Source organism: Steroidobacter gossypii, assembly GCF_016801985.1.
GTDB lineage: Bacteria > Pseudomonadota > Gammaproteobacteria > Steroidobacterales > Steroidobacteraceae > Steroidobacter > Steroidobacter gossypii.
This window is the reverse complement of sequence record NZ_JAEVLS010000002.1, coordinates 957,956-972,561: the sequence shown is the minus strand read 5'-3', so window position 1 is coordinate 972,561 and position 14,606 is coordinate 957,956. Positions and strand designations below refer to the sequence as shown.

General features: G+C 62.1%; 13 protein-coding genes and 1 tRNA gene. 4 read left to right on the top strand and 10 right to left on the bottom strand.

Going from position 1 to position 14,606, the window contains the following annotated elements; translation table 11 throughout:
• The first annotated feature begins 196 nt into the window (after nt 1-196).
• On the top strand, nt 197-3,187 hold the full coding sequence (locus JM946_RS11455) for a TonB-dependent receptor (RefSeq protein ID WP_203167415.1): 2,991 nt from the start codon (nt 197-199) through the stop codon (nt 3,185-3,187).
• 104 nt (nt 3,188-3,291) lie between these two features.
• Here JM946_RS11455 and JM946_RS11450 read toward each other — a convergent pair whose 3' ends face one another.
• From JM946_RS11450 to JM946_RS11435, 4 genes are all read right to left on the bottom strand, one after another.
• Nucleotides 3,292-5,148 (bottom strand): TonB-dependent receptor plug domain-containing protein, encoded by a 1,857-nt coding sequence (locus tag JM946_RS11450; RefSeq protein ID WP_203167414.1) that lies wholly within the window; start codon nt 5,146-5,148, stop codon nt 3,292-3,294.
• A gap of 12 nt (nt 5,149-5,160) precedes the next feature.
• On the bottom strand, nt 5,161-5,589 hold the full coding sequence (locus tag JM946_RS11445) for a hypothetical protein (protein ID WP_203167413.1): 429 nt from the start codon (nt 5,587-5,589) through the stop codon (nt 5,161-5,163).
• A 119-nt stretch (nt 5,590-5,708) separates the two neighbouring features.
• Complete coding sequence (locus JM946_RS11440) at nt 5,709-6,149, bottom strand: type II toxin-antitoxin system VapC family toxin (protein WP_203167412.1); 441 nt, start codon at nt 6,147-6,149, stop codon at nt 5,709-5,711.
• Complete coding sequence (locus JM946_RS11435; protein ID WP_203167411.1) at nt 6,146-6,466, bottom strand: type II toxin-antitoxin system Phd/YefM family antitoxin; 321 nt, start codon at nt 6,464-6,466, stop codon at nt 6,146-6,148. The genes JM946_RS11440 and JM946_RS11435 overlap by 4 nt, the downstream gene beginning before the upstream one ends.
• 151 nt (nt 6,467-6,617) lie before the next feature.
• On the opposite strand from JM946_RS11435, the gene JM946_RS11430 reads away from it, so the two are divergent.
• Complete coding sequence (locus tag JM946_RS11430; protein WP_203167897.1) at nt 6,618-7,565, top strand: helix-turn-helix domain-containing protein; 948 nt, start codon at nt 6,618-6,620, stop codon at nt 7,563-7,565.
• 16 nt (nt 7,566-7,581) lie between these two features.
• Here JM946_RS11430 and JM946_RS11425 read toward each other — a convergent pair.
• The 6 genes from JM946_RS11425 to JM946_RS11400 all read right to left on the bottom strand — a co-directional run bounded on the left by JM946_RS11425 (nt 7,582) and on the right by JM946_RS11400 (nt 11,474).
• Nucleotides 7,582-7,657: transfer RNA gene (locus JM946_RS11425), tRNA-Arg, on the bottom strand.
• A gap of 32 nt (nt 7,658-7,689) precedes the next feature.
• The gene (locus tag JM946_RS11420) at nt 7,690-7,929 is read right to left on the bottom strand and encodes a hypothetical protein (RefSeq protein ID WP_230979589.1); all 240 of its coding nucleotides are present in this window, start codon (nt 7,927-7,929) and stop codon (nt 7,690-7,692) included.
• A gap of 296 nt (nt 7,930-8,225) precedes the next feature.
• Nucleotides 8,226-9,242, bottom strand: coding sequence for an L-glyceraldehyde 3-phosphate reductase (gene mgrA / locus JM946_RS11415; protein WP_203167410.1), 1,017 nt, complete (start codon nt 9,240-9,242; stop codon nt 8,226-8,228).
• Nucleotides 9,243-9,293: 51 nt separating this feature from the next.
• On the bottom strand, nt 9,294-10,586 hold the full coding sequence (locus JM946_RS11410) for a putative porin (protein WP_203167409.1): 1,293 nt from the start codon (nt 10,584-10,586) through the stop codon (nt 9,294-9,296).
• A gap of 105 nt (nt 10,587-10,691) precedes the next feature.
• A complete protein-coding gene (locus JM946_RS11405) occupies nt 10,692-10,976 on the bottom strand; it encodes an Lrp/AsnC family transcriptional regulator (RefSeq protein ID WP_203167408.1) in 285 nt (94 codons plus the stop codon).
• Between the two features lie 42 nt (nt 10,977-11,018).
• The gene (locus JM946_RS11400; RefSeq protein WP_203167407.1) at nt 11,019-11,474 is read right to left on the bottom strand and encodes an Lrp/AsnC family transcriptional regulator; all 456 of its coding nucleotides are present in this window, start codon (nt 11,472-11,474) and stop codon (nt 11,019-11,021) included.
• A gap of 146 nt (nt 11,475-11,620) precedes the next feature.
• Between JM946_RS11400 and kynU the strand changes: the two genes are divergently transcribed.
• Together kynU and JM946_RS11390 are read left to right on the top strand one after the other, a co-directional pair.
• The gene (gene kynU / locus JM946_RS11395; protein ID WP_203167406.1) at nt 11,621-12,895 is read left to right on the top strand and encodes a kynureninase; all 1,275 of its coding nucleotides are present in this window, start codon (nt 11,621-11,623) and stop codon (nt 12,893-12,895) included.
• Nucleotides 12,896-12,905: 10 nt separating this feature from the next.
• On the top strand, nt 12,906-14,549 hold the full coding sequence (locus tag JM946_RS11390) for an AMP-binding protein (protein ID WP_203167405.1): 1,644 nt from the start codon (nt 12,906-12,908) through the stop codon (nt 14,547-14,549).
• The last annotated feature ends 57 nt before the right edge of the window (nt 14,550-14,606 follow it).

The following is a 14,606-nucleotide window of genomic DNA, read 5'->3' as shown; positions in this document are numbered from 1 at the left end:
AATTTTTCGCAAAAACCGCTACTTAGCGGCCGATCGTGCTCGCCAGAGCTGGGCGGCCATCATTTTGCGTCAAAATATTTCACTTTCGATCAAGAACTGTCATGATGAGGTTACTCGGACAAATGCTGCGTGCTACCGGTGTCAGCTGACTCCGAGGCGAAGCTAAATAACGAAGCCGATTGGGGGACCTATGTCGATGTCGAAGTACAGTCGATCGATGGTTTGCGTCGCTGTGTCCGCGGCGCTGGGCAGCGCGCTCATCGCACCACTGGCGGCCAGCGCCGCCGAAACGCAGGGCGGCGAAACAGGCGGCGGCCAGCTCGAAGAAGTGGTGGTCACCGGATTCCGAGGCTCGCTGAACACTGCGCTCGCCGAGAAGCGCGCAGAAACTGCGGCCATCGATGTCATCGCCGCCGAGGACATCGGCAAATTCCCAGACAGCAATCTCGCCGAGTCCATGCAACGCATTCCAGGTGTGACGTTGTCCCGAGGCGATGGCGGCGAAGGTCGCAACATCTCGGTGCGCGGTTTGGGACCTTTGTTCACCCGTGTACGAATCAACGGTATGGAAGCCGCTGCGCAGACCGGCTCGAGCGACATCTACGGTGCCGGCAATAACGGCCGCAGCTTCGACTTCAACGTGTTCCCCACCGAAATCTTTTCCCAGCTGGCGGTCCGCAAGACGCCTTCGGCCGATGTCGAAGAAGGCTCGCTGGGCGCGACCGTCGATTTGCAGGCCCCTCGCCCCTTCGACTTCGCCGAAGACCGCGTGCTCACCCTGACCGGTCGCGGAGTGTTCAACACCATCAGCGAGGATCTCGATCCGCGCGCGTCCATGCTGTTCTCGCAGAAGTTCTTCGACAACACCTTCGGCGTGCTCGCCTCCGCCGCGTTCCAGAAGCGCAACATCCGCGAGGTCGGTTATTCGGCCGTGGATGTTCTTTCGGCCAACACCAACGCCAACAACATCGGCACCAGCCAGAACCCGATCTGGTTGCCCTTCTGCACGCCCATCGGTTGGACCGAGACCGCGCCGAGCCCGACGCCGGGCACGCGCGGCGCCAGCGAAGAGAACTGCAGCAGTGGCTACGTGACCAATCCGCGCTCCAGCGATCTGGCTGCTTACCAGACCGTGTACAACTTGCGGCGTGACAGTCTGCCGAACGTGCCCGGCAGCGGCGCGTTCCTGCCGCGCCTGCCGCGCTACGTGAACTCGGAGCAAGACACCGAGCGCACCGGCGGCACACTGACGCTGCAATGGATGCCCACCGAGAATACCAACATCGTGCTCGACGGTCTGTTGTCGCGCTTTCAGGTCGAGCGCCGCGACAACTACATCCTCGGTCTGTCGTTCGGTCGCAATCTGACCAACAACGGTCAGCCGATGGTGTCGGTGCGAGATATTTCGTTCGACGAGCACGGCTCGGTGCAATACGCGGTGTTCGATGGCGTCGACGTTCGTTCCGAAGGCCTGGTGGATCAGTTCGTGTCGACCTTCGAGCAGGTCAACCTGAGTTTCGAACACGCCTTCACGGATCGCTTCAAGCTGACCGGCCTGGCCGGACGCTCGAATTCGATCTGGGACGGTCCGATGCGCCTGCAGACTTTCCTGGACGCCATCGACACGCGCAATTTCACGCTCGACTTTCGCGGCGGCCGCGAAACGCCGCTGATCGGCTTTGGCATCGACGTGAACGATCCGGGAGCGTTCGCGTACCAGCCCAGCCCGGACGGCAATCAGACCGTGCTCGGCGGCTTCTCGACCCAGGGCAAGCCGTCGCGCAACGTGACACAGATCGCCACCTTCGATCTCGCCGCCGAATGGCAGGCCAACGACATGTTCGCTTTCACTTGGGGCGGCCAGTATCGCGAGAACGATTTCCACTCCAGAAATTCGAACCTCGTGCCTTCGCAAGTGCCGGTGCAGGCATTGCCGGACGGCGTGACCGTCGCCGATATCTCGCGCCGGATCACGGGCCTGGACGATTTGTTCGGCTCGGGCGCGCCGGCCAGCTGGGTGGCCGTCGATCCGAAAAAGTGGCGCGATGTGTTCGCCTTCGGGGACATGGATTTCTGCGGCGTCGAATGCGGCGCGGCTCAATCGGAGATTCTGGAGAAGGTCACGAGCGGCTATTTCATGGTGTCGTTCGACAGCGGCAGCGACTGGACCATTCCAATTCGAGGCGACATCGGTGTGCGCTACGTGCAGACGGACCAGCGCGCCGTGGGCCACATTCCCGTCAACGCCCCGGCCGGCGCGCCATTCCCCACCGTCGGCCAGCGCAATCAGGTCGATCGCGACTACAGCGACACTCTGCCGTCGTTGAACGTGGTGTTCGAGCTGACGCCCGACCTCCTGGCGCGCTTCTCGGCCGCCAAAGTCATGTCGAGGCCCGAGCTCGGCAATCTGACGCCCACGGCGAGCATCACGGCGACCACCCGAACCGGCACCGTCAACAATCCGTTCCTGGATCCGATTCGCGCCAAGACCGCCGATCTGAGTCTGGAATGGTATTTCCGCCCGGGCTCGCTGCTCTCGGTCGCCTACTTCTACAAGGACATCGAGACTTATATCCAGCGCATCACCAGCCCGGTCGTTTACACCGAGCTGGGGCTGCCCAATGCGCTGCTCGATGGCACGCCCGCCTCGCCCACCGATGTGTTCAACGTCAGCCGGCTGGAGAACACCGACGGCGGGCCGCTCAAGGGTTTCGAGCTCAACGCGCAGGTGCAGCTCGACATGTTGCCGGGCTTCTGGAGCAACTTCGGCGTGCTCGGCAACTACACCCGTGTGGAATCGGAGATCGAGTACATCCTGACCAGCAGCGGCGGCGTGGTGACTTCCTCGACCACCGCCGACCTGGTCGGTCTGTCCAAGAACTCCGCCAGCGGCACGCTGTTCTACGACGACGGTCGCTTCAGCATCCGCACCACGGGGACCTATCGGGACAAATACATTCGCGGCATTCCGGCCTCGGCCGGCAGCGATCTGCAAGGCAATAGCGACACGTTCTACGTCGACGCCGCCGCGTCCTGGAACTTCAACGACCACCTGACGCTGATCCTGGAGGCGCAGAATCTCACCGAGGAACGCAACACCTTGTTCATCGACAGCGTGCGTGAAGACACGTTGTTCCAGACGGACATTGGTCGCACGTACACGGTGGGCGCGACGTACAAGTTCTGAGTCTCGCTTGAGTCGAGAGCATCGGTGTCACGGCGACTGGCTGTCAGTCGCCGTGACTTCTCACCGCTGCTCGATGCATCCGGCGGAAGCGGACCCGCGACTTGTTACAAACGCCAGCGCACGCCGGCCCGAGGCAGGATGCCTCGCGTTTCGAAGCCGACGAACTGCTCGTAGCGCCGGTCGGTGAGATTGTCGATCGAAACATACGTCTCGATGTGATCGGAGACCTCCCACACTGCATCGAAATCCGCACGGGTGTAGCCCGGCAAACGCACATCGCCCGTTGCAATCGACGAATCGAAAGACGATCCAACGTAGGTCGCCGCCAGCGACAGCGTGAGTGCTTGGGTCGGCGCCCAGCGCATGCCCAACGAACCGCTCCAGTCCGGTCGGTTACGAAGCTCGTTGTCGGTGGCAGTGATTCGGCTGCGAGCGTGAGTGATGCTTGCGTCGAAGGACCATTGCGCGCCGGCCTTCAAGCGTCCGGCCAGCTCGACGCCCCGTGAACGAACGCGATTGCGATTGACCAGTTGCGGCGGAGGACCGGAATCGAAATCGATGGCGTCGCGATATTCGCTATCGAACCAGGTGGCGCTCCAGCGGGCGGCGCCCCGCTCCTGCGACAGCTCGATTTCATACGAACGGCTGCGCTCCGGCGCGAGCGTCGTGTTTCCTACCAGCGGGTGCCCGAGCGCATACAGACTCGGCAGCTTGAATGCCTTGCCCCAGCTGACTGCAATTGTTACGTCTTCGGGCATCGCGTAGGCGACGCGCAGACGCGGGCTTGTCACCGAGCTCTCACTCTCAGGCATGTCCACGCGCGCGCCGGCTTGTGCGGACAGGCCCAGCGAAGTTTGGACGCGCATCTCGGCGAAGGCCGCCCAGTATGAGCGCGTCAACTCGAACGACGTCGGCGCGAGAAAGCCGCCGAGATCGATTACGCCGTCACTGGAACCTGCCTCGCGCTGCCAGTCGACGCCGTAGGCCACCGACACGGCGTTCGAGAGGGGTTGCGTGGCTGATAACGTCGCCGTGTATCGTTCGAGATTTGTATCGACGAGGCTCGCGGGTACGCCGAATGGATCACGAACCCCTGGCGCAACGCCTGGGGAATCGATGTTTTCGCCGCGTTCGACATAGCCCAACGTGAGCGAGACCGTGGCATCGCTCAGGCGTTGTACCAGTCCTGCGCTGAACAGCGTTTCCTGCGATTCGCGATGCTCCGGGTCGCGCAAGGCGGCGTATTGGAATCCGCCGCTGTCGTCCGGAAATCCCTCGCGGGTCGCTTCGGAATAGCGGCCGAAGACACTCAGATCGGTGGTCTCTCCGAGCGATGCCGCGACGCCGCCCGAGATCCGCCGCACTTCGAAATCGTTCCCTCGAACGCGTTCCCCTTCGTTCGACTCACCGACGCCGAAATGCCAGCGTGCATCGTCGGTCGGCAAAACCGCCCGCAGCGACAGATCGCTCGTATCGTACGCGCCTGCGGCTGCATCTACGGTGATGGTGGACATCGATTCAGGACGCGTCACGATGTTGATCACACCGGCCAGTGCGTCTCCGCCATAGATGGCGGAGTACGGGCCGCGCGCAATCTCGATGCGTTCTATATCGGCGATATCCAGCGCCGACCAATCGAACGATCCACCGCGTGAGTTCGTCGGATCGTTGACCCGTACGCCGTTCACCAGCACCAGCGTGTAGTTCGGGTCGGCGCCGCGCACGTAAATCGAACCCGTGCCTCCTCGACCGCCGACAGTATCGACATGCATGCCCGCCACTCGTCGCAACAGATCGGCGAGTTCCACCGGTTTCTCTATGTCGAACTCATCCCGCCTGAGCACCGTGATGCTCGCCGCCAGATCCTCATCCGTTATGGGCACTCTGGAGCCAATGACGGTAACTTCAGGCGGTTCAGTGGCAGCGGCGGCGGCCGCCGCCATCAAAAGAACAAATTCCACAGCTTTCCTTCGCTACGCGGCCGGCCGATACACCAGCTCGTACTTCAACGGCTGGGGCAGTTGCGGGCTCGACACTTCCACCTGCAGATGCAGCGCCCCATCCGCAGCCTTGAAAAACGTGTTCACGCGCTGGCCGTCCTCCGCTTTGTACGTCTGCAACAGCCTGTCGCCCTCGACCCTCGCCGAGACATCGAACGTCTCGCCATCCTCACGTTTCCATCTGATCGGCTGCCCGTTCCCCGGCATCCGAATCGGCTCCCGCCCATCAAACCCGACCGCCACCTCACTCTGGCCGATCTCGATGCTCACGCGCTTGTACGGCACATTTGTTTTACTCAACCGCCCTCTGGCAATCGGCCGCTTGATGAACCCCATCTTCTCGACCGCCTGTTCGATCGCCCGCTCAATATTTCCACTCTGCTCCGGCATCAACTCGAACACTCCCGCCACATCGGCCGCCCTCGCTCCTGCCGCGTTCAGCGCGGCTGCGAGAGATAGCAACACGAGCAAACAGCGCGCTCGCACACTCGATCGGATATTCCAGTGCATTTCGCCTCCTCTCACGATTCCGGCAACGGATCGACCCAAGGATTGAACACCGGCACACGCGCTTTCACATATTCTCGGGTATCACGCGAGACAACCGTGAGGCCGTGATGCTGCCCCGTTGCAGCGATGATCAAATCGGGCTGCGAGAAGGTGTGCCCGATCTTGCGTCCGTTCTCCACCATGAGTCGCCACTTGAACATGATGTCTTCGGTGACTCCGAGTGCGCGCTGCTCGAACATGGGCCGGACCTTGTGGGTGAGCCAATCCATCAACTCGGAGCGGCGGGTGGCATCAGGAACAAGCTCGATGCCTAATCGGATCTCGGCCAGCGTAACGGTACTGATATGGAGCAGATCGAGAGCCTGACTCGCAACAAACGCAACAACCTTGCGCTCCGGTCGGGGCCGCCTCAGCTCCGAGAGGATGTTTGTGTCCAGCAGCCAGCCGGTCACAGCGGGACATCTCGTACGGGCATCGGCTCTCGCAGCGGTTCGATCTCCTCGTCGCGATAGGGCGATGCCTGCATCGCTTCGATGAGCGCCGTTCCCGTGATGTCACCCTTCAGTCGCCGGAAATCCTCGGCAGCTATTACCACCACCTCATCCCGTCCATGCACAGTCACATGCTGGGGCCCTTCGCTCCTAACCTTACGCACCAGTTCGCTGAACCGTGCCTTGGCGTCCTGCAGGAGCCAATATCCGCGACGATTCTTGGCGACCGCACGCTGCTGCCGCTTCTTTGGTCCGGTGTTGGATTTGGCTCTAGTCATGCTGACCAGATTATCACGCTTTCGCGGCAGCACCTCTCCTGCAGCCATGCAGCCATTTAGTAAACCATATTGCAAATTCACTAAACCGTCGCTAGAGTTCAATTTCGTAAACCGAACTCTGACTTTACTAAATAATCGGGAGAAGGCACCGATGGACAGCGAAGCGCTCGTACAACTGGCTCTCAACGCCCTATCCGGTACACAAAAAGATCTGGCGACCAAGCTCAATGTTTCGCCCGCCCAGATCAGCAAATGGAAAAAGGGCGAACACATGTCGCAAGAGATGGAGCAGAGACTTCGGGCCATAGCAAACATTGGCGACCAGGACGCCGCGTTTGTTCTGACGGCGGGGTCGCTCGAGGACGCCGCCAAGTGGGAACGACTCATGCACTATCTGGCTGAGCGCGCCGCAGAGAGCGCCGAAACCGGGTACAACACGTCGCCCCTGACGGACGAGATGGAGCTTCTTTGCGGCGAGACCTTCAGGGTGCTCAAGGAGATGGGCGTATCCATTCCCGATAAGTTTCCGCGCGCGCTCGATCTGGACTATGACGACATCAATGATGAAAGTTGGGAGTTGCTGGAGCAAGATCCACACTCCGATGCGATCTACAAGATCTACAAATCGCTCAACGACGTCTACGGCTTCTATGCCGCCTACGTCAGTGAACTCGTTCATGACGACGATCTGGACCTGTCGAACACGCCTGCCGACAACATCGAACCCTGCCTGCTGTCCCTCGCGGCCTGCAAGATCGAGGTGAACACGCAGTTCGCACCCAGGTTCGCTCAATTCAAATATCAGGTGAAAAAAGACTACGCGGAATGGCTGACCTTCGTGAAGGACAGAGCGTTCCGCGCTGGAGTGCCGTTGCGAGCTGAGCTGCTCGATCTGGTCTACGACTCCAGCGATGCGCTCGGACATACAGCCGAAGCCGAGAGTCTCGGATTCAACAAATCACAGCTGCATCCCGATATCTATATGAATGAGCTGTTGGTCGGGATGCGGATGATACATCAGGTTCTGCCCGCCATCATGAAGAAGCTCGGCATCGACCAGGAGTTCGAGCTGGACGAGTCGAAGCTTCGGATCGGATAGATGAGCTGGCTGGGGATGGCGCCCCCGGCAGGAGTTGAACCTGCGACCTACCGCTTAGGAGGCGGTCGCTCTATCCACTGAGCTACGGGGGCGACGGCGCGCATTCTAGCAGTTCTCATCGAGATCACGACGTCGCGGGGTCATTCTTGCGGGCGCCGCGCAGGTTGAGGATGAACAGGCCGACTTGCAGCACGATCAAGGCGACAGCGTCCTCGTGCCAGCCCCAGAGAATCCAGAGCACGTTGCTGGCGATGAAGGTCCAGAAGCCCCAGTTGCGGCGGACTTTGGATTGGGAGGCGACCAGCCAGGCGGCGGTCAGGGTGACGACCATCGCGGGCCATTGCAGTAACGACAACACATCCATGAAAGCCTCGGGGCGGCGGAGTTGACGGGGACGAGCGTCGAGAGCAACCGCCGGATGACGCGGTGAGTTCCCGGCCGGCGGCGCTCTGTCGGGAAAGCACGCGCTTTGATGGATTGCGCGCTTTGCCAGGGGGATCGTCGGCTCTCGCGGGGACGCCATGCTCGTACGACGCATCCGAAGGTGGCACCAACCGACGCAGTTTCTGCGTGAGCACAGCCGGCTCGGCTATGCCTTCGCCTTGCTCACTCACCAGCATGTGGCGCGATGGATCTGCGCGTGCGTGGATCGGTAATGAGTCAAACGGGCCCGGGAGCGATGCGGTCGATGGCCGCGAGCTCTTCGCTGCTGAAGCTCAGCTGATTCAAGGCGCCGAGATTCTCCCTCACCTGCGCCGCGCTGCTCGCACCGATGATGGTCGACGTCATGCGGCGATCGCGCAACACCCACGCAATCGCCATCTGAGCGAGCGACTGGCCGCGCGCCTTGGCGATTTCATTCAGCGCGCTGGCCTTCTCGACAACCACCTCGGATACATTCTCCGGCCGCAGGAAACGAGTGCCGCGCCCCACGCGTGAGTCGGCAGGAATGCCCTGCAGATAGCGATCGGTCAGCAACCCCTGGGCGAGCGGCGAGAACGCGATCATGCCCGCCCCCGCCTGCTCCACGGCTTGAAACAAGCCACCTTCGATGGTCCGGTTGAAAATGCTGTACGAGGGCTGGTGGATCAGCAGGGGCACCTGCCAGCGACGCAGCAGCGCTGCGAACTCGAGGGTGTGCTCAGGCGAGTACGCCGAGACCCCGACATACAACGCCTTGCCCTGCTGCACGGCTGTGGCCAGCGCCGACGCCGTTTCCTCCATGGGCGTTTCCGGATCGAACCGGTGCGAATAAAAGATATCGACGTAGTCGAGGCCCATCCGCCGCAGGCTTTGATCGAGGCTGGCGAGCACATATTTGCGCGAGCCGCCGCCCTGCCCGTAGGGCCCGGGCCACATGTCCCAGCCGGCCTTGGTGGAGATGATCAGCTCGTCACGATGAGCGTGGAAGTCCTCTTTCAACAGGCGACCGAAGTTGCTCTCGGCGCTGCCATACGGCGTGCCGTAGTTGTTGGCCAGATCGAAATGAGTGATGCCCAGATCGAACGCGGTTCGAAGAATCTCACGCTGCCGATCCAGCGGCGTGTCGTTGCCGAAGTTGTGCCACAGCCCGAGCGACAGCGGCGGCAACTTCAGGCCGCTGCGGCCGACCGGGCGATAGGCGAACCGATCGTAGCGGTCGCTCGCGGCGACATAGGAGCTGGCGGGTTGGGTCATCGGCCCAATGTAACGGCCCTCGTGACGTTGCCACAAGGCCGGCGTGCGCACTCAGAACGAAACGAGAAAGGCGATGCGCAGACGATCCAGCCAGTCGCCCACCGCGTTGGCGCCCGCATCGAACGCATTCTCGGGCTTGTAGTGGTACCACCAGGCGGTGAGCAACGTCTTGGGCAGGGGCACGTAGTCGAGCGTCAGCGCATGCAACTCGTAATTGGTGCCGATGCCGATATTGTCGTGGGAGAACGCTGCGAACACCGCGTCCGTTTCGGCCACCGAGTACCCATACGTCACACGCCAATCGTGCGGCTGCGTGACGCGCCCGATGCTGAGATCCATGCTGTAACCCGTGTCCTCCGAAGTCTCGGCGCCGAAGTTCTTCACATAGTCGCCGACGAAGCGCACCGGCCAACGCGAGCCGAGACCCGACCAGGTGCCTTCCACGATGAGATCGCCCAGATCGAAATCGGATAGATAGTTGCCGTCTGCACGCCGCAGGTTGGTGCGAAAGTCGCCGTCGTCCGCGCCGACGATGCTGCCCAGCGTGTAGTCGTAGTAAGCCGCGGACGCACCGAACTTGAAATCGCCGAGCTCCGCGGTGTCATAGCCGAGCTGCGCGCCCATCAGGGTGCTGTCCGCCCCGCCCGCATCTTCATCGACGATGAAGAACAAGCCATTGGCTCGAAGCGTCGCGCCGCTACCGAGCTTATGTTGGTACATGGCGCTCACGCCGTCCGGATTCACATCGCCGTCCCACACCAGATCGGTGCGTGTGAAAGGCTGCGGAATCTTGCCGCCATACACGCTGACGTCGCCGAAGTCGAGCCGCGCATACACCTGATCGAGGCTCACCTCGAAGTCATCGTCGAAGTTCGACAGCTGCACGTCGGTGCTGTTCGGATCGTCCGAATCGCCCGTGGCCAGGCGGGCGCCCAGCGTGAGGCGATCGTTCACGGCGTAAGTTGCACCGAGCCGGCCCCGCACCTGGCCGCTCTTACGAGCGCGAGCGTCCTCATCGGAGTAGTCGCCCTGATAACGCAGACGCAGATCGCCGGTGACATTCAACTTCGGCTCGCCATCGGCGATCATCGGCGCCGGTGCAGTGGGCGCAACATCTGGTGCCGTCTGCGCGGAAGGGCTGGTTACCCCGACGCTCGCTTCCAACGCCCGAATCTTCGCTTCGGTTTGACGCTGCATCTCGGCGATGCGCGCCTGCTCGACGCGCAGCGCTTCGATCTGCGCGCGAATGGCGATCGAATCGGCACTGTCCGCAGCGAAGGCGCCGGAGCTCGCCGTGGCAAGTAATATCGCCACGACGGCGGCGGTGCGGACTTCGGAACTCATGAACTCTCCCGGTGAACTCGGCGCGAAATCATCTTCGCGCGACCGGGACTCATGATGCCGAAGCTGTCCTGACGTTAACCTGACACGTGGTCAGTATGAGATCGCTCAGCTGCCGAGATCGAACATGCCTTCGACCGCCGCTTTGGTGAACACGCGAAACGCGATCATGGTCTCGGTGAGCTGCACGCCCGGCAGCTTGCGAATCCTGTCGCTCACCACTTCGGCGAGCTCCTCGTTCTCCTTGACGCGAACGATGGCGACCAGGTCGTACTGACCGGCCACCGAGAACACTTCGGCGACCCCTTTGACTCCCACGAGCTGTTGCGCGAGCTCGTTGACCGAGGAAGTTTCGGCCTTGATGAGGACCACTGCACTGACGCCGCCGATCATGATGTTCTCCTGAAACGATTGTCACATTGCAAACTTCGCGCGCTATCGCAGACACGCCATCACCGAACCGCGATGCTTGATGGTCTTCATGCACACGGTGGTCTCGACTTTTTGCACGCCTGGCAGGCGCGAGATCTCCGCACGCAGCAGCTCGTCCAGCTCGCCGATGCCTCGAACCAGAACGTGCAGCAGGTAGTCCGCCTGCCCGGCGGTGGTGAAGCACTCGAGCACCGAAGGATGACGATTCACCGCCGCTTCGAAATCGGTGTGCCGGGCGGAGTTGATGGTCACCTGCACGAACGCGTGCAGCTCCAGCCCGACCGCCGCGGCATCGATGTCCGCCCGATAACGCCGGATCACGCCCTGGCGCTCCAGTTCGCGCACCCGGGACCAGCACGGACTCTTCGACAGGCCGACCTTCTCGCCCAGCTCGGCGTACGAGAGTCGTCCGTCGTCCTCGAGCAATTTCAGGATAGCGGTTTCGGTTTTGTCCAGCATCAGGACGTTTTCCTCGAAAAGACCTTGATCTTACCAGTATCGTTCTTTCCGAGGCTTTGCAAGGCCGGGCATTCGGAACAATGTCTTGCCGCCCCGGCGCGACACTTTCGGGCAACGGAAGTCTGACGGCGTTTGGGGGCCGGCCGATGCATCGCAAATTCGACAAGGTGACCACGTTCGAGCGACGAGATGCGATTACCTACCCGGCGATCCGCCGCTGGGACCAGGAAGATCCCCTGCGTCACCGGCGCGAAGAGTTCGAATTGCCGGGTGGCATCATCTACATGGACGGCAACTCGCTGGGCCCGCTGCCCAAGGCGACGCGCGCTCGCATCGACGAAGTGGTCGCCAGGGAATGGGGCCAGGGGCTGATCCGTAGCTGGAACGATCATCATTGGATCGATGCGCCACTGCGTGTGGGCGACAAGATCGCCAAGCTGATTGGTGCGCGCAGCGGCGAAGTCGTGGTCGCCGACTCCACCTCGGTGAATCTATTCAAGTTGCTGGGCGCCGCGCTCGCCGTGCGTCCTGACCGCTCGGTCGTGTTGTCCGAGCCGGGCAACTTCCCTACCGATCTTTACATGGCCGAAGGCGCCATCGGCATGCGCAACTGCCCGATGCAGCTGCGGCTGGAACCGTCCGGGCGCATCATCGACGCCATCGATGCCAACACCGCGGTGGTCATGCTCACGCATGTCCACTACAAGACCGCCGCCATCCACGACATGCGAGCCATCACCGCGAAGGCGCACGAGCATGGCGCGCTGGTCATCTGGGATTTGAGTCATAGCGTCGGCGCGATCGAGGTCGATCTGAACGGCTGCGAAGCCGATATGGCCGTGGGGTGCGGCTATAAATATCTGAATGGCGGGCCGGGCGCGCCGGCGTTTCTATTCGTGGCGGAGCGCTTGCAAGCCGAGCTGGCCTCGCCGTTGCGCGGCTGGATGGGTCACAACCGTCCGTTCGAGTTCATCGACAACTACGAGCCTGCGATCGGCATCCGCCGGTTCCTGTGCGGCACGCCCTCCATCCTGGGCGTGCTCAGTCTGGAAGTGGGCGTCGATCTCATGCTTCGCAGTCGCATGCAGGACATCGTGCAGAAGTCGCGCTGGCTGAGCGAGTTGTTCGTCGATTTGCTGGCCGACATCTGCCCGTCGCTACAGCTGGTGAGTCCGGCCAATGTGAGCGAGCGCGGCAGTCATGTTTCTTTCTCGCACCCGGACGGCTACGCCATCATGCAGGCGCTGATCGAGCGCGGCGTGATCGGCGATTTCCGTGCGCCCGACCTGCTCCGGTTCGGCTTCACACCTCTTTATCTGCGTTACCAGGATGTCTGGGACGCGGCCTACACCATCGCCGATGTGGTTCATAGCGGCTGCTGGGCGGATCCACGTTACGCAGTTCGGGCCGCGGTGACTTGAGGACGCTTTGATGCTCGCGCAAACCCTCCACATGCCTTACTCCTCGCACGTGGATGGATTTGCGCGAGAGCGGCTGCCGCCCCCGCATCTGTGGCCGGAGTTTCGTTTCGATCTGCCGGAGCTGCAGTATCCCGAGCGCATCAATTGCGGCGTCGTGTTGCTCGACGACGCCGTTCGCGAAGGTCACGGCGATCGCGTCGCGCTCTACTCGGACAACGGTGTGTTGACCTACGCGCAGTTGCTCGAACGCAGCAATCGCATCGCCAATGTGCTGGTGAAAGACATGGGCGTCGTGCCCGGCAATCGCGTGCTGCTGCGAGGGCCGAACAATCCCACGCTGGTCGCGTGCTGGCTCGCCGTGATGAAGGCCGGCGCCATCGCGGTCACGACGATGCCGCTGCTGCGTGCTCACGAACTGTCCGTCATAGCCGAGCGAGCGCGAGTCGATCACGCCTTGTGCGATTCACGTTTCGCACAGGAACTCGAGCACGCAGCCGCATTGAGCGGCCAGCTGAACAACATCGTCTATTACGAAGCGGATCGCGGGGGTGGGCGGCTGGAGAAAATGATGAACGGGCAGGCTTCGACATTCGACAATGTCGACACTGCCCGTGACGATGTCTGCCTGCTCGCCTTCACCTCCGGCACCACCGGCACGCCCAAAGCGACGATGCACTTCCACCGCGACGTGCTCGCCATGCGAGCGGTGGTGGCGGACCATCTTCTCGAAACCTCGCCTGAAGATATCTACGTCGGCAGCCCGCCACTGGGATTCACGTTCGGCTTGGGCGCCCTGCTGGTATTTCCACTGGGCCGGCGCGGCGCCAGCGTCCTGGTGGAGCAGCCCAGCGGCGAGAACCTGCTGTCGGCCGTGCAGCGCTGTCGCGCGACCGCCTTGTTCACTTCGCCGACCGCATACCGCGCGCTGCTCCCGCTCGTGTCGAAGTTCGAGATCTCCAGTCTCAAGCGCTGCATCTCAGCCGGCGAAGCCTTGCCCAAAGCCACCTCGGACGCCTGGCATGCGGCGACTGGCATCCGCATCATCGACGGCATCGGCGCCACCGAGCTCATTCATATATTCATTTCAGCCAAGGGCGAGGAGATCCGCCCGGGCACGACGGGCAAGCCCCTGCCCGGCTATCAGGCCTGCATCCTCGATCCGGAGGGTCTGCCGCTGCCGCCGGGCAAGATCGGGCGGCTCGCGATCAAGGGCCCCACCGGCTGCCGGTATCTCGACGATGCGCGCCAACGCGATTACGTGTATCAAGGCTGGAACATCACCGGCGATCTGTATTCGCGGGACGAAGCCGGCTATTACCGTTTCGAAGCGCGAGCGGACGACATGATCATTTCGGCCGGCTACAACATCGCCGGGCCGGAAGTCGAAGCCGCTCTGCTCGAACATCCAGCCGTCAAGGAATGCGCGGTCGTCGGCGTTCCGGATGAGGCGCGCGGCCAGATCGTCAAAGCCTTCGTGGTGCTCAACGACGGCAACGAGGGCTCGGCGGAGCTCGCGCAAACGCTGAAGCAGTTCGTCAAACAGAACATTGCGCCGTACAAATATCCGCGCGTGATCGAATTCCGAACGGCCTTGCCCAAGACCGCCACGGGGAAGTTACAGCGCCACGCGCTGCGGGTGCCCCCAAAAAGCTGAGTCACAAGCACGTGACGCCAGGTGGGAACGTCCCTGTTCCCTATCCTTCCGTGGTAC

Coding starts and splice junctions, on each gene's coding strand:
- JM946_RS11455 (WP_203167415.1), top strand. CDS start 197: ATGTCGAAGTACAGTCGATCGATGGTTTGCGTCGCTGTGTCCGCGGCG.
- JM946_RS11435 (WP_203167411.1), bottom strand. CDS start 6,466: ATGACTAGAGCCAAATCCAACACCGGACCAAAGAAGCGGCAGCAGCGT.
- JM946_RS11430 (WP_203167897.1), top strand. CDS start 6,618: ATGGACAGCGAAGCGCTCGTACAACTGGCTCTCAACGCCCTATCCGGT.
- JM946_RS11420 (WP_230979589.1), bottom strand. CDS start 7,929: ATGGATGTGTTGTCGTTACTGCAATGGCCCGCGATGGTCGTCACCCTG.
- mgrA (WP_203167410.1), bottom strand. CDS start 9,242: ATGACCCAACCCGCCAGCTCCTATGTCGCCGCGAGCGACCGCTACGAT.
- JM946_RS11410 (WP_203167409.1), bottom strand. CDS start 10,586: ATGAGTTCCGAAGTCCGCACCGCCGCCGTCGTGGCGATATTACTTGCC.
- JM946_RS11405 (WP_203167408.1), bottom strand. CDS start 10,976: ATGATCGGCGGCGTCAGTGCAGTGGTCCTCATCAAGGCCGAAACTTCC.
- JM946_RS11400 (WP_203167407.1), bottom strand. CDS start 11,474: ATGCTGGACAAAACCGAAACCGCTATCCTGAAATTGCTCGAGGACGAC.
- kynU (WP_203167406.1), top strand. CDS start 11,621: ATGCATCGCAAATTCGACAAGGTGACCACGTTCGAGCGACGAGATGCG.
- JM946_RS11390 (WP_203167405.1), top strand. CDS start 12,906: ATGCTCGCGCAAACCCTCCACATGCCTTACTCCTCGCACGTGGATGGA.